Raw genomic sequence first — 19,767 nt, forward strand, 5'->3', positions numbered from 1 at the left:
GCGGGGAAACGCCATGATCGGGGGCTGCCCCGAGCCGTGGACTCGATGATCCCTCTGGGGGCGGGGGAACGCCCCCGCCGGAGGTGTCAGACGGGGCAGTACCCCTCGTCGTCGCAGGCGTCACCGGTCGTGGCCGCCTTGACGGCCCTGGCGGCCGGTGACTGGCCGGTGCGCTCGGCGACCTCTTCGAGGGCGGCGAGCAGGGTGTCCTCGGGCTGGGCGCCGGAGACGGCGAACTGGCCCTCGAAAAGGAACAGCGGCACCGAGCTGACACCGATGGCGCGGGCCTGGGCCAGCTCCTCCTTCACCGCCGCCGCGCCGTCCTCCCCTTCCAGGTCGGCCCGCACACCGAGGTCCCGGGCCAGCCCGGCGAGAACCTCACGGGAGCCGACGTCGAGGCCGTCGGTGAAGTGGGCGCGGAAGAGGGCGTAGAGCGCCTCCTCCCCCTTGCCCTGCTCTCCGGCGAGCTGGATGAGGCGGTGCGCGTCGAAGGTGTTGGCCTGGATCGAGTGATCGAAGTCCAGCACCAGCCCGTCCTCGACGGCGACCCCGGTCACCCTCCCGAACATCTGGGCGGCCTGCTCGGCCCCGCCGAACTTCGCCGCGGCCCAGGTGAGCGTGAGCTCTCCGGTGGACTTCGCGTCCGGCGCGAGCTGGAACGGCCTGAACTCGACCTCCACCTCACCGCCCTTGGCCCGGTAGCGCTCCACCGCACGGGCGAAACGGGTGTGGCCGATGTAGCACCAGGGACAGACAACGTCTGAGTAGATTTCAACCTTCACATAACGCTGCAACCGACGCCGGAACCCGCTGATTCCACTGATTCGTCCCATCCCTCATGGAGTCGGACGCTGAATGCGAATGCGGGACGAGGACGCGCGGGCCGCATGACCGGCGGGACGGCGGCCGTTGCCGGGCGGGGTGTTCACACCCGGCGTCGAGGGTCAGTAGGGCAGCAGCCTTCCCGACGGGCTCCGCAGGTCCAGCACGACGCGGGCGCGACGTCGTGAGTGCTTGCGAACTCGGATCTGGTGCATCGTCCGGGACTCCTGTCGTGTGCGCGTACGGGCCTGGCCTGCCGAGTTCTGTCGGATGCCACCGTCCGGGCGGCGCGGGTCGTCCATATCGTCCATCTTGTCCATCTCGTTCGTCTCGTCCCTTCAAGGGACTTTCCTGTCGTGGCGGGTGAGCCGTGTCGCGGGGAGCCCCCGCCCTCTCAGGCCGCCGTGTCATCGGGATGCGTGTGCGAGGGCAGCTCGAACCAGCTGACCTTCCCGCCGGGCGTGCGGTCGCTGCCCCACTGCCCGGAAAGCAGGTCGAGCAGCTGCAGCCCGCGCCCTCCCTCGTCGTCCTCGTGAGCTTCGCGCATTTGGGGCAGGGCGGGGTTGGCGTCACCCACCTCACAGCGCAGCCTTCCGTCCCGGTAGAAAACGGTGAGCTGGATCGGTCCCCACGCGTGGCGCAGCGCGTTGGTGACGAGCTCGCTGGCGAGCAACCGGACGATCTCGCTCTGCCCGTCGATTCCCCACTGGGCCAGCCGGCCGCCGATCAGCCGCCGAGCCTTCGGCACCGAGGCCGGGATGGGCAGCAGCGACCAGGAGGCCCTTCTGGGACGAGGGCGGGAGAGCGGGACGGCGGCCGCGCAAAGGGCGAAAGCAGTGAACCTTCTCATGTCGCTATCCCGCAGGGAGCGCGATGCGCGGGAATGCCACGTCCGTCGGGCAGGAGTTCCCCAGTGTCATCGAAAACCACCACACCGTTGCAGAGCAACCCCCATCCCTGCTCGGGATGAGAGACCATGAGACGAGCAGCCTCATGATCGAAGGCGTCCGCGGACGGGCAAGTGGGAATGTGCTGACACACGGCTTTACTCCGATCTTGATTGGCTACGGAAGGGACCTTACGGAACCTCGAGCGAGGGATCGTCCTCACCTGCTCGCCTCCGGCTCAGCGACGACGAGACCGGTTCCCTCTCCAGAGAAAGGGGGCCCATTCCGCTTCCGTTCCCCGGCAGCGGTGTCCTCGCGCGTGCCCGCGCCTCCGCGTACTTCGGTGCGGCCGGTTCGCGGCGGACGGTTCCGGTGATGACCGGAGACCCTCCGTCGGCGACACATCCACCTGTTCGATGACCTGTGCGTGACGCAGAATCTTCTGCCACGCTCCCTGAACGAACATTGTGTTGATTTCGTCGCCGTTTATGTGTTGTTTCATCTGTGTTTACACCCGTATGTGTGGAACGTCGATAGAGCAATGGTCTCGTGCTGGTAGAGCATTCTTTGCGTTACGGACTTCTCCCTGTGCCGGGTAAAGGCGGGCGAGAAACCCGGCACACACTGGGCGGGGCGCGGCGGCCTGGCGGCGAGACGGACGGGAAAAGCGGCGAAGATCTCCCGTTCCCCGACCGGCCTGGGGTGCGGGGAGGAACGGGCGCGACCGGCGGGAACTACGGGGTGTAGACCACGGACCAGGGGCGGGGCGTCACCGCCGCCCCGGGCGTCGCCCGCGGCGTCCCGGCGGCGTCCCCGGCGAGGACCTCGGCCGCCAGGGTGGCGAACCTGGCGGCCGCGGGGTGGGCCGACCGCTCCGGCCAGGCGACACAGATCCCCCGCCGGAGGGGGGCGCCGGCCAGGGGGCGCCAGACCAGGCGAGGCTCCCTGCGGGCTATCGCCTCCTGCTCGAACGCCACCCCGTGCCCCGCCAGCACGAGCCCCAGCAGGAACTCCGGATTACGGGCGTGCTGGAGGCGTACGGGCGAGAACCCCCCGGCGCGGCAGACATCGAGCATGCGGTCGTACCACGCCGGGGAGGTCTCGCGGGGAAAGACGACGAGGTCGTGCCCGGCGAGGTCGGCCAGCGCGATCTCCCAGGGCCGCGACCTCGGCCCCCCCGACCCCGTCCGCGACTGTGCCTCCGGCCGTGCCAGTACCAGGGGGGAGGTACGTGGCAGCACCACGCCCAGCGGGATCTCCACGACGGGACCGGACCGCAGGCCGGGAGCGTCGACGGGGTGGTGCACAAGGCCCGCGTCGAGCTGGGCGGAGGTCAGGCGGCGCAGCTGTTCCGGGGTGGTGAGCTCGTGGAGCTCCAGGTGCAGCCCCGGCGTCTCCTCGGTGACGTGCCGCAGCAGGGTGTGCAGCGTCACGGCCGGGATCTCCGGGGGTACCCCGACCCGGAGGGTTCCCAGCTCGCCGTCGCCGGCCTGGCGCATCATCGCCCGCAGGCGCTCCTCACCGGCCAGAAAACGCCTGGCCTCCCCGACGAGGAGACGGCCCGCCATCGTGAGCTCGACCTGCCGGCGCGAGCGGTCGAACAGCTCGGCGCCGAGCTCGCGCTCCAGCCTCTGGATCGACTGGCTGAGCGGTGGCTGCGCGATGCCCAGCACCTCCGCGGCATGGCCGAAGTGCAGTTCTTCCGCGACGACGATGAAATGTCGCAGATGCCGGGAGAGGTCCACGGCGTCACGATAGGCGATCGCTCACGGCCCCGTGGCGGATCACAGGCCCGGTGGCGGGTTCACGGACCCGGTGGCACGGTGCGGATCCAGCGGCGAGGGCACGGGCCGGTGGCACGGCACAGACCCGGTGACGGGGTCAGCACGGCACCGATCCAGCGGCGGAGGCACGGGCCGGTGGCACGGCACGGACCCGGTGACGTGTCCGGACGGGCCACGAACCTGGATAGCGTTGCGGGCATGTCGGCAGAGGAACGGATAGCGGGAATCTTCGCGGCCGCCGGGGTGGAGGGGCACCTGCACGCACTGGACGTCGCCGGGGGCCGCGAGATCGCCGTACGCGCCGATGAGCAGGTCGTGATCGCCTCGATCTTCAAGGTGCTCCTGGTCCTGGAGTTCGCCCGCCAGGCGGCGGCCGGCCAGCTCGACCCGGCCGAACGCGTTCTCGTGACGGCGGAGGACAGGCTCGGCGGGTGGGGTACCGCCGGGTGCGCGGACGACGTGGAGATGTCGCTGCGCGATCTCGCCCACTTCGCCATGCAGGTCAGCGACAACACCGCCGCCGACCTGCTGATGCGGAGGATCGGCCTGGAAACCGTGCAGATGCTGACGGCGGAGCTGGGGCTGGCGCGCACGCGCGTGATCGGCGGGCCCAGGCAGGTGCTGGAGTCGATGCTCGCGGACGTGGGGGCGCGGGACGACGCCGAGTTCGCGCGGATCTTCCCGACGTTGCCCCCCGAGCGGGTACGGGCCCTGCGGGTCCTCGATCCCGATCACACGACCTCCAGCACGGCGCGCGACATGACCCGGCTGCTCGGGCTGATCTGGCGGGACGAGGCGGGGCCGCCGGAGGCGTGCGCGGCCGTCCGCGACTACATGACACGGCAGATCTTCTGGACGCGGATCGCCTCGGGTTTCCCGCCGGGGACGCGGGTGGCCGCCAAGACGGGGACCCTGCCGGGCCTGCACATGGAGGCCGGGGTCGTCGAGTACCCCTCCGGCGAGAGCTACGCGGTGGCGGTCCTCGCCCGGAGCGGGCAGCTGCCCACCCGGCGTCTCGACGTCGACCTGGCGATCGGCCAGGCCGCGCGGACCGCCGTCGACGCGCTGCGGGCCGGGTGAGTTCCGCCTCCCCGCGTGCCACGCGATACCCGCCCCAGCTGCTCTGATACGCGTTCGCCTATGGGAGACGACGGTCGTGGATCTTGGACGTGGGCGGCCCGGCGATGGTTGGGTCCTCATCGGGCCGCACGCGGCCGGCGGTCGTCACCAGGGCATCCCGGTGACGACCGTACGTTCATACGCACCTAAGGGGAGACATGTCGCGATTCGATCGAAGAGGTTTCCTGCGCACCGCGACGGCGGGGGCCGCGCTGGCGCCGATGGCCGGGAGTCTCCTGACCCCCTCCCCCGCCAGGGCCGCGACATCGCGTCCGGGCGGGACGAAGACCGCCGCGACGTTCCGCTGGCTCGGTACGTCGGGCTGGCGCGTGGACGCGGGGGCGTCGACGCTCCTCGTCGACCCGTACGTGACGCGGTTCGACACCGGCCTGGCGGCGGGCGCGTTCAAGCCCGCCACACCGCTCGAGGTCGACGCCGAGGCGGTCGGCAGGCACACGGGCACGCCGAAGGTGGTGCTGGTGACGCACGCTCACTGGGACCACTTCAACGACGTCCCGCACATCGCGACGTCGACCGGCGCGCGGGTGGTCGGCACCGCCACCACGTGCAACCTGGCACTGGCGTTCGACGTGGATAAAAACCTGCTCAGCCCGGTGAAGGGCGGGGAGGTCCTGGACTTCGGCGACTACGTCGTCGAGGTCGTGGCGTCGCTGCACAGCCGCAACGCCGGCTACTCCATGGTCTTCCCCGGCGTCCGGCTGACCAGGCCGGAGCGCAGGCCGGAGAACATCTCCGAGCTGCCCGAGGGCGACACCCTGGCGTTCCAGGTGACGGTCAAGGGCGGCCCGTCGGTCTTCTTCATGGGCGGCAGTGACTTCGTCGAGCGCAACCTCACCGGTCTCGCCCCGGACGTCGCGATGATCCCCACCACCTCCTCGTCGTCCACGTACGACTACGTGCCGCGCCTGCTGCGGGCCCTGGACATGCCACGCGTGGTCGTACCGGTGCACTGGGACAACTTCGAGGTGGCACTGCGGAACCCGCCGCAGGCCGACGAGAAGTCGAGGAAGAGCCTCGCCGAGTTCGTCGCGGCGGTGCGCAGGGTCAGTCCCCAGACGAAGGTCGTGATCCCGGACTATCTGACGCCGCACACGTTCGGCTGAGGCCCGCGCCTTCGCCACCGAGAGCACAGCGGGAGAACACCGGAGAACGCCGGAGAACGCCGGAAGAGCATCGGGAGAACAGCGGTCCGCGCCGCCGGTCCCGCTAGGGGACGGAGGCGATCTCCTCCAGGCGGGCGGCCAGCTGCTCGGGCTCGCCGTCGACCAGGGCGGACACCCCGCGCCACCAGGCGAACCACTCGCCGCTGCGCCACATCCAGTCGATCCGTTCGATGGAGGCGACGACGTCGCCCTTGTCGCGCCACATCTCGCCGGCCTGCTCGGCGGAGGCGCCGTGGCGCAGCGCCCAGGCGTGCAGGGTCGCGGCGGCCTCGGCGTCGACCGGCTGCCCGTACGGGTCGGGGTGCTCGTCCAGCCGGTGGGGGCCGAGCCCCGCGGCGACGCCCCAGCTCCACTGGGCCTCGGCGGGGCGGGAGTAGCGGAGGGAGTCGAAGTCGAGGTTGGAGCCGAGCTCGGTGTCGGGACGGCGCACGACCACCGCGTCGAGGCGGCCGCCCGCGTCGAAGGAGACCACGATCCGCTGGCCGGGGTGCGCGTCCCCGGGCAGCTCGACCCGGTCCTCGGCCTGCCAGGAGTTGAGGTCGGTGACGGCGGACGGGCGGCCCCAGGTCTCGTCGGCCACGTCGTCGGCGATCCAGGCGGCGAGCATCTCCAGGACGGTCAGGTCGGTCCACGGCTCGATCGCCGTGAAGGTCTGGAGCACCTCGTCAGGCGCGGGCAGCTTGCCACCGCGCTCCTGCCGCCACCACTTCTCACCGAGTTCGCGAGTGCCGACCAGCAGACCGGCCAGCGCGGCGAGTTCGGTGGATCTGCGGGTGAGGGGGGCGCCGCGTGCGAGCTCGACGGAACGCGCGACGCGGTCGGCGCCCAGCGCCGCCTTCGCCTCGCTCAGCAGCAGGGCGGCGTCCGGCCGCTCCTCGCCCAGCAGATCACGGATCAGTCGTCTGGCCTCGGTCCTTGCATCCTCCGCACGTCCATCACGCATACCGACACGGTACGCCGGGAGATCCTTAAGCGCGAGCGTCACCGGGCGGTACGGCCGTGCCGTCGTCCCGTGGCGACTCGGCGAGATGCGCCGCCCTTCCCACCATGTAGGCGGCCACCGCCGCCGTCACCACCTGGTAGACGGCGATGAGCGACAGGGCCCCGGCGATCGCCCAGCGGGGATGGCGCAGCCACATGGCCAGCAGGACGAGGTGGAGGCCAAGCACCTGGGGCTTGGTCGCCGCGTGCATGCGCGACAGGGTGCCGGGAAACCTGACCATCCCCACCCCCGCCGCGAACGCCAGCCCCGCCCCCAGCAGCAGGCACGCGGCGGCGGCCACGTCCGGTACCGTCACCGGGCACGTCCCGCGAAGAACCTCACCAGCGAGACCGAGCCGACGAACCCCAGCAGGGACAGCACCAGCAGCACGGGCAGCGCCGAGTACTCCCGGTGCGTCGCCGCCTCCGCCCCGATCGCGCACATGACGACGGCGGTGAGCACGTCCAGGGCGACGGCCCGGTCCAGCATCGTGGGACCGCACACCAGGCGGTAGAGCGCCATCACCGCGGCGGCGGCGAGCAGCACCAGAACGGTCAGGTACGTCACCGTCACGGCGGTTCCTCCCGATACGTCACCGTCACCACGGCTCCTCCCGATACGTCACCGTCACCACGGCTCCTCCCGATACACCGGCGCCATCGCGACACCTCCCCATACGCCGGCGCCATCGCGGCTCCCCCGTACGCCACCCTCACCTCAGCTCCTCCTGGTCGGCGCGGGTGCCGAAGGCGGCCACGATGCGGTTCTCCAACCGCATCACGTCCTCACGGGTGACCCGGCTGACGGTCGGCGCGTCACCCGGGACGCCGAGCACGTGGAGCACCAGCAACCTCCGCCGGACGTTCGCCTCCAGCACCAGGCTGCCCGGCAGCGCCGACAGCGCCACCGTCATCAGCACGGCCGTCGTCTCCGAGGAGCAGCGCAGCCCGACCTCGACGATCTGGACCGGAGGCGGCTCCCCCGGGCGCAGCGCCCAGAAGGCGACCCGGAAGCTGGAGATCATCAGGTCCCGCGCGAAGCGGAGGAGGAACAGGAGGATCCCGACGGGCCGGAGCCGGATGCCGGAGTCCTGGACCGGCAGGGGCAGCAGCCACACGACGGCCAGCCCGGTCAGCAGGCCGCCGAGCACGTTGCCCACGCTCAGGTCTCCCCAGAGCAGTAGCCAGACCACCGTCAGCCAGGCCACCAGCGGCAGCGGTACGGGCCTGCCCAGCACCCGGGGCACCGGGAGCGCCGGACCCGACCCGCTCACCGCTCACCGCCGAGCACCGCGGAGATGTACGGTTCGCGGGCCAGCAGCTCGCCCGCGGCCCGCTCGGCCAGGGCGGACAGCGGCCCGGCCAGCACGGTGTACGACAGGGCCAGCACCACCAGCGCCGCCGTGGCGGCGAGCATGGGCACCGGCATGGCGACGGCGGTGACGACGGCCTCACCGGTGATCCCACCGGTGCCGCCCTCGCCGCTCCCTCGGCTTCCGGCCCCCGCCGTACCGCCCGCGCCCGGCTCCCCCCGCGCACCGGCCTCGTCCTCCCCGGTCTCCGGCACGGCTCCCCCCTCCGTGGTCATTTCCGGGAGCGGCGCCCCCCAGAAGGCCTTGCTCCAGGTCGCGGCCGCCACGTACAGGGTGAGCAGGCTGGTCAGCAGCCCTCCCGCGACCAGGGTCAGGGCCATCGGACGGCCGTCCGCGATCCCCGCCTGGACCAACCCGAGCTTGCCCAGGAAGCCGGACATCGGCGGTATGCCCGCCAGGTTCATCGCGGGTACGAAGAAGAGCACCGCGATCGCGGGGGCCGGCCCCGCCAGGCCGCCGAGCCGGTCCAGGGAGGTGGTGCCGGTGCGACGCTCGATCATGCCCGTCACCAGGAACAGGCTCGTCTGCACGGTGATGTGGTGGGCGACGTAGAAGACGGCGCCCGCCATACCGGCGACGCTGGACAGGGCGACCCCGAACACCATGTAACCGATGTGGCTGACCAGGGTGAAGGAGAGCATTCGCTTGATGTCGGTCTGCGCCACCGCCCCGAGCACCCCGACCAGCATGGTCAGGAGCGCCGACCACATCAGCAGGCCGCTCACCGGGCCTCCGGGGAACAGCAGCGCCTCCAGCCGGATGATCGAGTAGATGCCGACCTTGGTGAGCAGCCCCGCGAAGAGCGCCGTCGCGGGGGTGGGCGCGGTCGGGTACGAGTCGGGCAGCCACGCCGACATCGGGAAGATCGCGGCCTTGACCACGAAGACCAGCAGGAGCGTCAGCTCGACCAGCAGCCTGATGTGCTGGGGCAGCACCGAGAACCGTTCGGCCAGTTGCGCCATCGACACGGTGCCGGTCGCGGCGTAGGCCACCGCGATCGCGACGAGGAACAGCAGCGACGCTGTCAGCCCCACCACCGCGTAGGTGGCCCCCGCCCGGATGCGGGCCTCGGTCCCGCCGAAGGTCAGCAGCACGTACGAGCCGCCGAGCAGCATCTCGAACCCGACGAAGAGGTTGAACAGGTCACCGGAGAGGAAGGCGTCCGACACCCCGGCGACCATGATCAGATAAGCCGGATGGAAGATCGACAACGGGGCCCTGTGCTCCTGGTCGGCGCGGGACTGGGCCAGCGAGTAGATCATCACGCAGAGCGTGATCGCGGAGGAGACCGCCAGCATGAGGGTGGAGAGCCTGTCGGCGACGAGCGCGATGCCGATCGGCGCTCCCCAGCCTCCGGCGTGGGCCACCAGCGGCCCCTCCCGGTCGGCGGCCGGCAGCAGGAGCAGCGACACGAGCAGCACCACCGCGAGCGTGCCCAGGCTGATGAGCGCCTGGAGCCGCTGCAGCTTCCGGCCGATGGCCAGCTTGAGCCCGGCGGCCAGCAGCGGAAGCACCACGGGCACCGGGATCAGCGCCTCCACCGGCCCTCCCCCTCTCTCCGGGACTCCCCACCGCGCGGGACGCGAGCCCGCATCAGTCCTCCCCCTCCAGGTCGCGATCCTGCGCCCTGGCCTGCCGGGCCCGGTCGGCGCGGATCGCGGCGCGCATCCGCCTGCGGACGTCGCGCCGGCGGGCGCGGAACCGCCTGCGGATCTCGCGCTCCCGCGCGTCCTGCTCCCGCTCCCTGCGGGCGAACTCGGCGCGCATCTCCCGTACGCGTTTGCGCCGCTCCTCCTTGGAGACGTCCTCCGCGCGCTGCGCCTCGGCGAAACGCTCGGCGAGCTGTTCGGCGGACAGGCCCTCGTCCTTGTGCTCCTGCAGCCAGCGCCCCAGGTCGACGTTGACGTCGAGGATCCGCTGCTCCAGTTCCGCGGCCTCCCTGCGCTCCCGCTCGTGGTGGGCCTCCCGCAGCCGGGCGAGCTCGGCGCGCTGCTCCCTGACCAGCCGCCGGTACGCCTCCCGGCGGTCGAGCACGTCCTGGCCCAGCTCGCCGCGCCTGGCCCGCAGCCGAACCCGGCGGTCCTCGGTGTCGTCCTGCACCTCGTCGGCGCCGGTGAGCTGCCAGGACCGGTGGACCACGGCGAGCAGGAAGGCGGTGACGCCCAGCGTGATGACGATGGAGGTGAGCACCATGGCCTGCGGCAGCGGGTCGGACATTCGCTCCGGGGCCGACGTGCCCAGGATCGGCGGCCTCCCCGGTGGCCCGCCCGCGGTGAGGATCAGCAGATTCACCCCGTTGCCGAGCAGGATGACACCGGCCAGCAGCCGGACCAGGCTTCTCTCCAGCAGCAGCGTCACGCCGGTGGCGACGAGCGTTCCGGCCACCAGGAGGGGCAGCAGCGGGGCGGTCACCGATCCTCCCCCTCGTCGATCCGCCGGTCCAGCTCGGCGCCCAGGCTGCGCAGGACGTCCTGCGCCATGCCGATCACCGTGATGTAGACCCCGGCGTCGAACAGCAGCACGGTCGACAGGTGGAGGTCGCCGACGAGCGGGACGCGCAGGTCGGCGGGGAGCATGTCCAGCGGCCCGGCACCGGCCAGCAGCCCCCAGAACGCGGTGACCGTGCACAGCAGGAGTCCCAGGCCGATCAGCACCCCGGCGGTGATCGGCGCGGCGACGGCCAGCTCGTACCGGCCTCCGGCGAGATAGCGCACGACCAGCGCGAGACCGGCCACCATGCCCCCGGCGAACCCCCCGCCCACCGCGCCGTGCCCGGTGAACAGCAGGAAGACCGAGATCACCATCACCGTGTGGAAGGTCAGCCGGGCCACCAGCTCGAAGATGACCGCCCGCTGCCCGGGAGGCAGGGTGGCCGCCAGCCAGTACGTCCGGGAATCGTCTCCGGTCCCGCCCCCCGGGGGCCGCAGCGCGTACGAGTGGCCGCGCAGGAAGACCAGGCCGGTCATGCCGAGGGTGAGGACGACGAGCACGGAGGTCTCCCCCATGGTGTCCCAGGCCCTGATGTCGACCAGGAGCGCGCTGACGAGGTTGGCGGCCCCGGCCTCCCGCGCGGACGGGACCATCAGCGTGCCGACCGGCGTCGCCTGCCGCGCGTTCATCGCGAGCACCCCGGCCCCGGCCGCCACCGCGCCGCTCACGACGCCGAGGGTGAGCCGCGCGGCGAACGGCACCCGGGGCCGATCCTCCCGGGGCCCGAGGGGAAGCCTGCGGAGCACCAGCACGAACACGACCAGGCTCAGCGTCTCGACGAGGAACTGGGTCAGGGCCAGGTCGGGCGAGCCGTGGACGAGGAACAGCAGCGCCGTGCCGTACCCGGTCAGGCCCGCCACCAGCACCAGCACGACGTGCGAGCGCACCCTGAGCACGGCGGCGGCCGTGGCCATGAGAAGGACGCCGATGACGGGCTGCTCGACGCGCTCCCAGAGCACCACGTCCGGACGCGCGCCGGGCGGGGGTCCGTACAGCAGCGAGAAGACCGCGACCCCCGCCAGGGACACGAACGCGATCATGAGGTAGTCGGGCAGCGAGCCCCGCTGGACGACACCGGTCAGCTGCAGGGAGAAGCGGCCCAGCCCGCGGATCAGGGCCCAGTAGACCCGGCCGGAGTCGATCACGTGCAGTGCCGTCCCCGCCCGCGCCAGCGGTTCCCTGAACAGGAAGAGGAGCGCTCCCCCCGCCAGCGCGGCCGCCGACAGCAGCAGCGGTACCGGGGCGCCGCTCCACAGCGCGAGGTGGGTGCCGTGGCCGGGGCCGGGGAAGGTGCCGGTGTAGCCTTCCATCGCCTCGCCGTACCGCCCGGCGAACGGGGCGGCGACGAGCCCGAGCCCGGAGAGCAGTGCGGGCGGCAGGAACATCGGGGCGCCGCTGCGGCGCACCCGCACCGGTTCCGAGCCTCGGCCGGCGCCGAAGGCACCCCACAGGAAGCGCGCGCTGTAGCCGGCGGTGAGCGCCGACCCGAGGACGACTCCCGCGAGGACCGCCGTGTCGGCGGGCCGCCCGGTCAGCAGCGACTCGAAGGCGGCCTCCTTGCCGACGAACCCCAGGAGAGGCGGGATGCCCGCCATCGAGGCGGCGGCCCCGGTGGCGGTCGCGAACAGCCACGGCGCCGAGCGCCGCAGGCCGTTCAGCTCGCGCAGGTCACGGGTTCCCGTGGAGCGGTCGACGACACCGACGACCAGGAAGAGGGCCGCTTTGAACAATGCGTGCGCGAGCAGCATCCCGGCCCCGGCGATCGCGGTGTCGCGGGTGGCCGCACCGAACAGCACGGTCAAGAACCCCAGCTGGCTCACCGTGCCGTAGGCGAGCAGCTTCTTGAGGTCGTACTCGCGCAGTGCCCGCCACGCGCCGAGCAGCATGGTGAGCAGGCCGAGGACCACGGCCGTCCAGCGCCATACCGCGAGTTCCCCGAAGGCCGGGCCCAGGCGGGCGATCAGGTAGACCCCGGCCTTCACCATCGCCGCGGCGTGCAGGTAGGCCGAGACCGGCGTCGGCGCGGCCATCGCGGCGGGCAGCCACATGCTGAACGGGAAGATCGCCGACTTCGACAGCGCGCCGGCCAGGATCAGCACCGCCGCCACCGGGACCAGGCCGCCGGACGGCGGGTCCGCGACGATCCGGGAGACGCGGTACGTCCCCGCGGCCTCGCCGAGCACGACCATGCCGGCCAGCATCGCCAGCCCGCCGGACGTGGTGACGGTCAGCGCCTGCATCGCGGCCCTGCGGCCGCCCCTGCTCCGGGGGTCGTGGCCGATCAGCAGGTAGGAGAAGACCGTGGTCAGTTCCCAGAACACGTACAGCGACAGGAGGTCGTCGGCGACCACCAGGCCGAGCATCGCCCCGGCGAAGGCCGTGAACACCCCGGCGAACCGGCCGAGCCCCTCGGCGGTGGCGTCGAAGTAGCGCGAGCAGTACAGCACGGCCAGCGCGCCCACGCCGGTGACCAGCGCCATCATCAGCACGGCCAGCGCGTCGGCGCGGAAGGACAGCCCCAGACCGAAGGCGGGCGCCCAGTCATGGTGCGACTCGACCGGGACGCCGGTCAGGGCGATCCAGACCGTGTAGGCGAACCCGCAGGCGGGCGGTACGGCGAGCGGGAAGAACGCGTCCCGGCCGAAGCGGCGCACCAGCGCCGGGGCGAGTACCGCCGCCACGGCGTGCATGATCAGCAGCGGCTCCATGTTCCCCCGGGCACCCGTCGTGGCCGACGTATCCCAAAATGCCGGGAGGCACACCTTTCACCGATCAAGCACGCGGGCCGCTTGACCCGAACACCGCCGGTTCTTCACCGGGACGTGATCAGCTCCCCGACGCGGTCACCGCTTCCCGCGGACACCCCTGCCGAGCGTGAACCGCCCCCCGCCGGGGGGCGCGGTCACCGCTTCCCGCCGGTACGGCCGAGCAGCCAGCCGATCACCGCGCTGCCGAGCGCGACGCCCGCGCCCATCCCGAACGCGGCGAGGAGCGACCAGGCGGGCACCCCGGGCCTGGGCTGTTTGGCCGGGCGCTCGAAGACGTGCGCGGACCCGGCCTGACCCACCGCGGCCGGCGATCCCGGCGCGGCGGACACGACAGGCGCGACGGGCGACGGATCGCCGCCCGGCGCGATCCCGGCGAGAACGCCGTCGGCGGGAGCCGGCGCGGCCGGAATCCCCCCGGAGACGAGGTGGCTCTCCACGGCGGAGAAGAACTCCCCCGCGGTCTTCCTCGCGACGGAGCCCAGCATGCGCTGGCCGACGCCGCCGATCATGCCGCCGATCACGGCCTCGGCGTCGTAGTCGATCCGGGTGCCGCCCTCGACCTCGCTGAGGCGGATCTCCACGGTGGCGTCCACGGTGCCGGGAGCGCCCTGGCCCCGGGCCCTGAGCACGAACCGTTCCGGCGCCTCGGGCTCCGACAGGGCGACCTCGCCCTGGTAGACGCCCTTGATGGAGGCCACCCCCGCGGTGACGGTCATCCGGTAGGTGTCCGGCCCCGTCTCCTCCAGGCGCTCGCACCCCGGGATCGTGCGTACGAGCACGGCCGGGTTCTGGAGCGCTGACCACACACGATCTCTGTCGATGCCGAGCACGGCACTGCCTGCGAGCTTCACACCAAGCACCCTAGGCAATCGCCGGGCGGGCGGATAACAGCAACATCTGCCCGCCGCCGCGACCCGCCCTTGTCAGTGCTACCCCAGTGCCGACCCCGCACCGGCCCCCCGCGTCCACGGATCAGGAGCGAGAGGCGCGAGGCACGGACACGAACTAGCTGGGCACGGGGGTCTTCGCCCGCAGGGACTCGCCCACGTCGTACAGGTGGCGCAACGCCTGCGCGTACGAGCTGACGATCCCGGACTCCAGGTAGTCGACCCCCAGCTCCTCGCAGTACGCCCGGACGATCGGCTGGGCGTGGCGCAGGTTGGGCATCGGCATGCTCGGGAAGAGGTGGTGCTCGATCTGGTAGTTGAGGCCGCCGAGCACGACGTCGAGGACCTTGCTGCCGCGCACGTTGCGCGAGGTCAGCACCTGGCGGCGGAGGAAGTCGAGCTTCTCCTCGCCCCTGAGCATCGGCATGCCCTTGTGGTTGGGGGCGAAGGTGCAGCCCAGGTAGACGCCGAAGATCGCCTGGTGCAGGAGGAGGAAGACCACGGCCTTGACGGGCGACAGCACCGCGAACAGGGCGCCCACGTACAGGACGACGTGCACGACCAGCAGGGACGCCTCCACGGCCCGGTGCTTCATCGTCGGGCGCAGCAGCGCCCGGACGCTGGACACGTGGAGGTTGAACCCCTCGAATGTGAGCAGCGGGAAGAACAGGAACGCCTGCCAGCGGCCCACGTACCTGGGCAGCCCCTTGCTGTTGGCGGCCTGCTCGTGCGACCAGATCAGGAAGTCGGGGTTGACGTCGGGATCGTGGTCCTCGTGGTTGGGGTTGGCGTGGTGGCGGGTGTGCTTGTCCATCCACCAGCCGTAGCTCATGCCGATGGCGACGTTTCCGGCCACCAGCCCGGCGATCTCGCTGGAGCGGCGGGAGCGGAAGACCTGGCGGTGGGCCAGGTCGTGGGCGACGAGCCCGATCTGGGCGAACACCACCGCGAGGAAGGCGGCCACCAGCAGCTGGTACCACGAGTCGCCGAGGGCGAAGAAGGCGGCCCAGCCGCCGACGAAGGCCGCCGTGACCAGGCCGAGCCGCACGGCGTAATAGCCGGGGCGCCTGTCGAGCAGCCCCGCCTGGGCGATCCGGCGCGACAGTCGGGCGAAATCACTGCCCCGTTCCCCGTTTTCAGGGACGACGGGAAGATCCGCGTCATCGATCGCGGTTGAGTTGGTCACGGTTCTCCTCAGGTGGGCCGGATCACTCGACATGACGACGTCAGCAGGTAGCGCCACAGATCGGCGCCAACCAAGCAAGACGACCATCCCAGGATTCCGTGGTCGCCGTGATCGCAAACCCCCGCTCCCACCCCAGCTTTTGGTAGTGCTGACCCTACCCCCGTAACCACCCTGATTAGGGGATGATCACAAGATAGCCACCGGACTCACTCTCTTCGGACCCTTCAGCCCCTTCAGACCCGCTAGGTCGGGCTCCCGGCTGCTGGCAGGATGGTCGCCCATGGCATCGGGGACATACTGGACGATCAGGACGGCGGCCGCGACGGCCCTGGCGATGAGCGCCGGGTGCGCCACGGGCCTCGACGGTGGAACCGACGGCGGCGCCACCCCCGCGCCGGGCGCCTCCCGCGCGTCGAAGCCCCCCTCCGGCTCCGGCGACCAGGCGGCGAGACCTGCCGGGCCGCCCGGGGTGACGCCCAGGCCGGGTGAGGTGGGCAGGATCCCGCGTCCCGGCGACGGCCTGCCTCCGGTGATCAGTTCCATCCCCACCAGGCGGAAGGTCGTCTTCCTGACCATCGACGACGGCTGGGAGCAGGATCCCGGCTTCGTGGCGCGGGTCCGCGACCGGCGGATCCCCGTGGCGGCCTTCGTCACCCGCGACGCCGTGGAGGCCAGGGGCGCGGCCGACCCGACCGCCCAGGGCGGCAGGTTCCTCGGCGCGGGCAAGTGGGATTACGTGCGCGACCTGCGCGACGCGGGAGCGACGATCGAGAACCACACGCTGACCCACCCGAACCTCCCCTCGCTCGGCTACGAGGGACAGAAGGCCGAGATCTGCGGCATCTCCAAGCTGATCCGCAGGCACACCGGCATCGCGCCCACCCTGTTCCGCCCGCCGTTCGGCAACCACAACACCCTGACCCGCAGGGCCGCCAAGGCCTGCGGCATCGACGCGCTCCTGCTCTGGACCGCGACCGTGCAGCCGGGCGGGAAGATCGCCTACCAGGTGCCCGACAAGAAACTCCGCCCCGGCGACATCCTGCTGCTGCACTTTCGCCCGAACCTCGCGCGCGACTTCGGGATCCTCGTCGCGAAGATCAAACGCCGGGGCTTCGAGATCGGCAACCTCGACGCGTACCTGAAGGCGGCGACCCGCTGACGCGGTCCTTCCAAAAAGGCCGAACGGCCCGGCCCCAGTGAGACAGACGCCGGCTCTCGTGAGACAGGACATGATCGGCCACTTTGGATGGCACGGGCCACGCTTTGGCCACATTGATTGGCATGCGGCCCGGCCTACGCCGCGTCGGCCGATCCGCAGCTGAACGGCACGGCCTTGAGGACGCGGGTCATCTGGTTCCGGCGGCGCCCGCCGCGACGAGTCCCAGGAGGTTGTCGTGAATCTCGGCGAACCGGGCCCGCACCGCTTCCGCGGCCTTGGCGACATCGCGCGCGGCGGGGTCACGAGGCCGTTCGAGCAGCATGTGGACGGTGTCGGCGAGGGCCGTTTCGGGATCGTCGATGCTGAGCGGGCCCGCGACACCGGCATCGTTCATGACGGTGCTGAACCCGACCAGCACGGCGTGCAGGGCGTACATCTGCCTGGACAGCGGGAGGTCGTCGCGCACGATCCCGTGGTCGCGCAGGATCGTCACGACCGCGTTGCCCATCGAGCTCGTGGTGGCCTCGGCGAAGCGCTTCTGGTCGGCGGGGCGGTGGAGCAGCTGCCGCAGGGCGCTGTCGTCGCTCATGAGCAACCGCAGCCACGGGTTGCCCAGTGTCGTGCGGATGAGCAGCGGAGCGAGACGGCGGGGCAGGATGGACTGCGGGTCCTGGGCGATCTGGTTTTTGATGGTCTCGATCCAGGTCAGTACCTCGCGCGCGGCCAGCCCCACGAGCAGGTCTTCCTTGGTCTCCCAGTACAGGTAGACCGTGCCCTTGCCCACGCCCGCGGCCGCGGCGATCTCGGCGATGGTCACCTTGCGGACGCCGTGTTCGAGGACCAGCTCGCGCGCGCTGTCGAGGATTCTGGCCGCCTTGACGGAGTCGTGTTCGATCAGCCGGCTCACCGTCGTGGTTCCTCCCGTTCGCTCTTCGGCGTCATGATGTCACGGGGGTTCACGGGGGTGAACCCTACCGTGCGGCGGGCCCCGAGGCCGGGTCACGTCAGGGCGATGTCGATCGTCTTCATCCGGGAGGCCTTGCTGCGGTGCTCGGCCTCCGAGAGGAGCGTTCTGCCGAGCGTCGTCCCCGCCACGTGGTCGAAGACGAACCGGATCCCGTACTCGGTGCGGTCGGCCGGGACGAAAAGCTTGCGCATGGCCATGCCGGAGCCCTGGTGGAACTCGATGAAGGGGCGGAGTTTCTCCTCCCAGGCCCGCAGCGCCCGCAGCACGTCTCCGGGATACCGCTCCAGCATCGTGCCCAGCATGTCGGCCCCGGCCAGGCCGCTGGAGGCCCCCATCCCGGAGTAGAGGGTCAGGCACCACGCCGAGTCGCCGACGAGCACCACCCTGCCCTGGTGCCACGTGTCGAGCCGCACCTGCTCGGCGGTGTCGAACAGGTGGTCCGGCGCCTGCTCGAACCGGTCGAGCAGCCAGCCGAGCGTCGCACCCGCGGGCTCCGGTCCGAACGCCGCCCGCAACGAGTCGATGGCGGGCCGGGTGAACTCGCCGTCCACATCGTCGGTCCGGTAGTTGAACAGCACCGTCGGTGGCCGGTCGGCGAAGGCGAACACCCATGCCGACCGGCCCAGCTCGGACATGATGATCCCGTCCGTGCCCCGGAAACCGGGGACCGGGCCGGGCAGGGCGCACGCCGCGAGCATGTAGCCGAGACGGTGAATGCGGCCATCATCGGGCCCGAACGCCAGTCGGCGCACGGTCGAGCGCAGGCCGTCGGCCCCGACGACGAGGTCGAACCGTTCGGTGGTCACCGTCCCCGCGGCCAGGTCCTCGATGTCGACCTGCACGCTTTCCGCGTCCTGGCGTAGCGCGACCGGAACGGACGAGTACCGGATCTCCACGTCCTCGGGCAGGGCGTCGAACGCGGCCTGCTCGACGTCGCCGCGCACGACCGGGCGTGACTCGCCGGCCACGGCCTCGGCGAAGCCCATGCCGCGCCGCCGCCGGCCTGCGCGATCGACGTTGTAGTAGGCGATGTCCGTCGAGAAGCGGTTCGGCACCTCGATGCCCAGGCGCTCCGCCGCGGTGATCCCGGTGCCGAAGAGGGTGAGGAAGTATCCGCCGCGGCGACGTTCGGCTGCTTTCTCCAGGACGACAACGTCCCAGCTCGCCTTGTGCAGCCGCAGCGCGGAGGCGGTTCCGCTGACGCCGAGTCCGACTACGAGAGCCCGCCGTCGCGGGGTGGTGTTCGTCTTCATGTCCCCAGAGTATACTCACTGACCATATTGGTCATCTGGTCAGTTGGACCAACATGAACGGAGTTCCCGCCATGCCAACCGTTTTCGTCCACGGCTTCCCTGAGACGCCGGAGGTCTGGGAGCCGCTGCTCGTCGAGCTCGAACGTGTCGCTCCCGCTCGACCCGGCCCGATCCGCCTGTCCCCGCCCGGTTTCGGGGCGCCCTTGCCGACAGGGTTCGGTGCGACCGTCGATGATTACCGGGACTGGCTCATCGGCGAATTGGAGCGTTTCGCCGAGCCCGTCGACCTGGTCGGGCACGACTGGGGCGGCGTGCACACCCTCAACGCGGTGATGGCCCGCCCGGACCTCGTGCGCAGCTGGGTCAGCGATGTGATCGGCCTGTTCGACCCGGACTACGTGTGGCACGAGTTCGCCCTGAGTCAGCAGGCGCCGGAGAGCACGGGACCGGACCCCGCCGTCCCGCTCGGCCCGGACCTCGCGACGCGGGTCGCGATGCTCGTGAGGTTCGGCATGAGCGAGCCGGTGGCGAAGCGGGTCGCGGCAGGTCAGGACGAGGCGATGGGGCGGGCCGCACACGCGCTCTACCGATCAGCCGCCCAACCGGTGATGGCCGAGCTGGGCCGGAACCTCGAACGCGCGGCGCAGCGGCCGGGCCTCGCCCTGCTCGCCACCGAGGACCTCTTGGTCGGGACCGGCGAACAGCGGTGCCGCACGGCGCGGCTGGCCGGCGCCGGGACCGCGACCCTCGACGGGCTCGGCCACTGGTGGATGACCCAGGACCCCGGCCGTGCCGTCCGGGTACTCACCGATTTCTGGGACTCGTTGGACCGCTGACGAGCCAGGCGGCCCGAACTGTCGAGCGGGTGCGATCGGCTGTCACATTCAGCCCCTCGTCCTTGTCTTGT

The 19,767-nt window shown here is 71.5% G+C and carries 19 protein-coding genes; 4 read left to right on the top strand and 15 right to left on the bottom strand.

The window, feature by feature from the left end; translation table 11 throughout:
- Positions 1–86: 86 nt before the first annotated feature.
- From ACSDR0_RS13755 to ACSDR0_RS13770, 4 genes are all read right to left on the bottom strand, one after another.
- Positions 87–782 carry a DsbA family oxidoreductase gene (locus ACSDR0_RS13755; RefSeq protein WP_435289165.1) on the bottom strand — a complete coding sequence of 232 codons (696 nt, stop codon included), beginning with the start codon at positions 780–782 and terminating at the stop codon, positions 87–89.
- Between the two features lie 434 nt (positions 783–1,216).
- A complete protein-coding gene (locus ACSDR0_RS13760; RefSeq protein WP_435289166.1) occupies positions 1,217–1,672 on the bottom strand; it encodes an ATP-binding protein in 456 nt (151 codons plus the stop codon).
- Positions 1,669–1,863: a DUF5999 family protein gene (locus tag ACSDR0_RS13765; RefSeq protein ID WP_435289167.1), complete on the bottom strand. Its 195-nt coding sequence runs from the start codon at positions 1,861–1,863 to the stop codon at positions 1,669–1,671. Before ACSDR0_RS13765 ends, ACSDR0_RS13760 begins: the two co-directional genes overlap by 4 nt.
- A 580-nt stretch (positions 1,864–2,443) precedes the next feature.
- Complete coding sequence (locus ACSDR0_RS13770) at positions 2,444–3,454, bottom strand: LysR family transcriptional regulator (RefSeq protein ID WP_435289168.1); 1,011 nt, start codon at positions 3,452–3,454, stop codon at positions 2,444–2,446.
- Positions 3,455–3,691: 237 nt separating this feature from the next.
- Here ACSDR0_RS13770 and ACSDR0_RS13775 point away from each other — a divergent pair, with 237 nt between their 5' ends.
- The gene (locus ACSDR0_RS13775) at positions 3,692–4,573 is read left to right on the top strand and encodes a serine hydrolase (protein ID WP_435289169.1); all 882 of its coding nucleotides are present in this window, start codon (positions 3,692–3,694) and stop codon (positions 4,571–4,573) included.
- A gap of 197 nt (positions 4,574–4,770) precedes the next feature.
- The gene (locus ACSDR0_RS13780) at positions 4,771–5,736 is read left to right on the top strand and encodes an MBL fold metallo-hydrolase (RefSeq protein ID WP_435289170.1); all 966 of its coding nucleotides are present in this window, start codon (positions 4,771–4,773) and stop codon (positions 5,734–5,736) included.
- Positions 5,737–5,839: 103 nt separating this feature from the next.
- On the opposite strand, the gene ACSDR0_RS13785 is transcribed toward ACSDR0_RS13780, so the two are convergent.
- The 9 genes from ACSDR0_RS13785 to ACSDR0_RS13825 form a co-directional block, all read right to left on the bottom strand.
- Positions 5,840–6,739: a hypothetical protein gene (locus tag ACSDR0_RS13785; RefSeq protein ID WP_435289171.1), complete on the bottom strand. Its 900-nt coding sequence runs from the start codon at positions 6,737–6,739 to the stop codon at positions 5,840–5,842.
- A 25-nt stretch (positions 6,740–6,764) separates the two neighbouring features.
- Positions 6,765–7,094 (bottom strand): monovalent cation/H(+) antiporter subunit G, encoded by a 330-nt coding sequence (mnhG, locus tag ACSDR0_RS13790; RefSeq protein WP_435289172.1) that lies wholly within the window; start codon positions 7,092–7,094, stop codon positions 6,765–6,767.
- Positions 7,091–7,351, bottom strand: a complete 261-nt coding sequence (locus tag ACSDR0_RS13795; RefSeq protein ID WP_435289173.1) for a monovalent cation/H+ antiporter complex subunit F — start codon at positions 7,349–7,351, stop codon at positions 7,091–7,093. Before ACSDR0_RS13795 ends, mnhG begins: the two co-directional genes overlap by 4 nt.
- Positions 7,352–7,490: 139 nt before the next feature.
- Positions 7,491–8,051 (bottom strand): Na+/H+ antiporter subunit E, encoded by a 561-nt coding sequence (locus tag ACSDR0_RS13800; protein ID WP_435289174.1) that lies wholly within the window; start codon positions 8,049–8,051, stop codon positions 7,491–7,493.
- On the bottom strand, positions 8,048–9,691 hold the full coding sequence (locus tag ACSDR0_RS13805; protein WP_435289175.1) for a Na+/H+ antiporter subunit D: 1,644 nt from the start codon (positions 9,689–9,691) through the stop codon (positions 8,048–8,050). Before ACSDR0_RS13805 ends, ACSDR0_RS13800 begins: the two co-directional genes overlap by 4 nt.
- Positions 9,692–9,743: 52 nt before the next feature.
- Positions 9,744–10,562, bottom strand: coding sequence for a Na(+)/H(+) antiporter subunit C (locus tag ACSDR0_RS13810; RefSeq protein ID WP_435289176.1), 819 nt, complete (start codon positions 10,560–10,562; stop codon positions 9,744–9,746).
- The gene (locus tag ACSDR0_RS13815) at positions 10,559–13,348 is read right to left on the bottom strand and encodes a Na+/H+ antiporter subunit A (protein WP_435289177.1); all 2,790 of its coding nucleotides are present in this window, start codon (positions 13,346–13,348) and stop codon (positions 10,559–10,561) included. Before ACSDR0_RS13815 ends, ACSDR0_RS13810 begins: the two co-directional genes overlap by 4 nt.
- Positions 13,349–13,542: 194 nt before the next feature.
- The gene (locus ACSDR0_RS13820; protein ID WP_435289178.1) at positions 13,543–14,259 is read right to left on the bottom strand and encodes an SRPBCC family protein; all 717 of its coding nucleotides are present in this window, start codon (positions 14,257–14,259) and stop codon (positions 13,543–13,545) included.
- Between the two features lie 154 nt (positions 14,260–14,413).
- On the bottom strand, positions 14,414–15,481 hold the full coding sequence (locus ACSDR0_RS13825; protein WP_435289179.1) for a fatty acid desaturase family protein: 1,068 nt from the start codon (positions 15,479–15,481) through the stop codon (positions 14,414–14,416).
- Between the two features lie 280 nt (positions 15,482–15,761).
- On the opposite strand from ACSDR0_RS13825, the gene ACSDR0_RS13830 reads away from it, so the two are divergent.
- Positions 15,762–16,640 carry a polysaccharide deacetylase family protein gene (locus tag ACSDR0_RS13830; protein ID WP_435289180.1) on the top strand — a complete coding sequence of 293 codons (879 nt, stop codon included), beginning with the start codon at positions 15,762–15,764 and terminating at the stop codon, positions 16,638–16,640.
- Positions 16,641–16,827: 187 nt separating this feature from the next.
- Here the strand turns inward: ACSDR0_RS13830 and ACSDR0_RS13835 are convergent, their stop codons facing one another.
- Together ACSDR0_RS13835 and ACSDR0_RS13840 are read right to left on the bottom strand one after the other, a co-directional pair.
- Positions 16,828–17,547, bottom strand: coding sequence for a TetR/AcrR family transcriptional regulator (locus tag ACSDR0_RS13835; RefSeq protein ID WP_435289181.1), 720 nt, complete (start codon positions 17,545–17,547; stop codon positions 16,828–16,830).
- A gap of 92 nt (positions 17,548–17,639) precedes the next feature.
- Positions 17,640–18,860 (bottom strand): FAD-dependent monooxygenase, encoded by a 1,221-nt coding sequence (locus tag ACSDR0_RS13840; protein ID WP_435289182.1) that lies wholly within the window; start codon positions 18,858–18,860, stop codon positions 17,640–17,642.
- Positions 18,861–18,931: 71 nt separating this feature from the next.
- Here ACSDR0_RS13840 and ACSDR0_RS13845 point away from each other — a divergent pair, with 71 nt between their 5' ends.
- Positions 18,932–19,696: an alpha/beta fold hydrolase gene (locus tag ACSDR0_RS13845; RefSeq protein WP_435289183.1), complete on the top strand. Its 765-nt coding sequence runs from the start codon at positions 18,932–18,934 to the stop codon at positions 19,694–19,696.
- Positions 19,697–19,767 lie beyond the last annotated feature (71 nt).

Origin of the sequence: Streptosporangium sp. G11 (assembly GCF_051192615.1) — a bacterium.
GTDB lineage: Bacteria > Actinomycetota > Actinomycetes > Streptosporangiales > Streptosporangiaceae > Streptosporangium.

Coding starts and splice junctions, on each gene's coding strand:
- ACSDR0_RS13760 (WP_435289166.1), bottom strand. CDS start 1,672: ATGAGAAGGTTCACTGCTTTCGCCCTTTGCGCGGCCGCCGTCCCGCTC.
- ACSDR0_RS13775 (WP_435289169.1), top strand. CDS start 3,692: ATGTCGGCAGAGGAACGGATAGCGGGAATCTTCGCGGCCGCCGGGGTG.
- ACSDR0_RS13780 (WP_435289170.1), top strand. CDS start 4,771: ATGTCGCGATTCGATCGAAGAGGTTTCCTGCGCACCGCGACGGCGGGG.
- ACSDR0_RS13785 (WP_435289171.1), bottom strand. CDS start 6,739: ATGCGTGATGGACGTGCGGAGGATGCAAGGACCGAGGCCAGACGACTG.
- ACSDR0_RS13815 (WP_435289177.1), bottom strand. CDS start 13,348: ATGGAGCCGCTGCTGATCATGCACGCCGTGGCGGCGGTACTCGCCCCG.
- ACSDR0_RS13830 (WP_435289180.1), top strand. CDS start 15,762: ATGGCATCGGGGACATACTGGACGATCAGGACGGCGGCCGCGACGGCC.
- ACSDR0_RS13840 (WP_435289182.1), bottom strand. CDS start 18,860: ATGAAGACGAACACCACCCCGCGACGGCGGGCTCTCGTAGTCGGACTC.
- ACSDR0_RS13845 (WP_435289183.1), top strand. CDS start 18,932: ATGCCAACCGTTTTCGTCCACGGCTTCCCTGAGACGCCGGAGGTCTGG.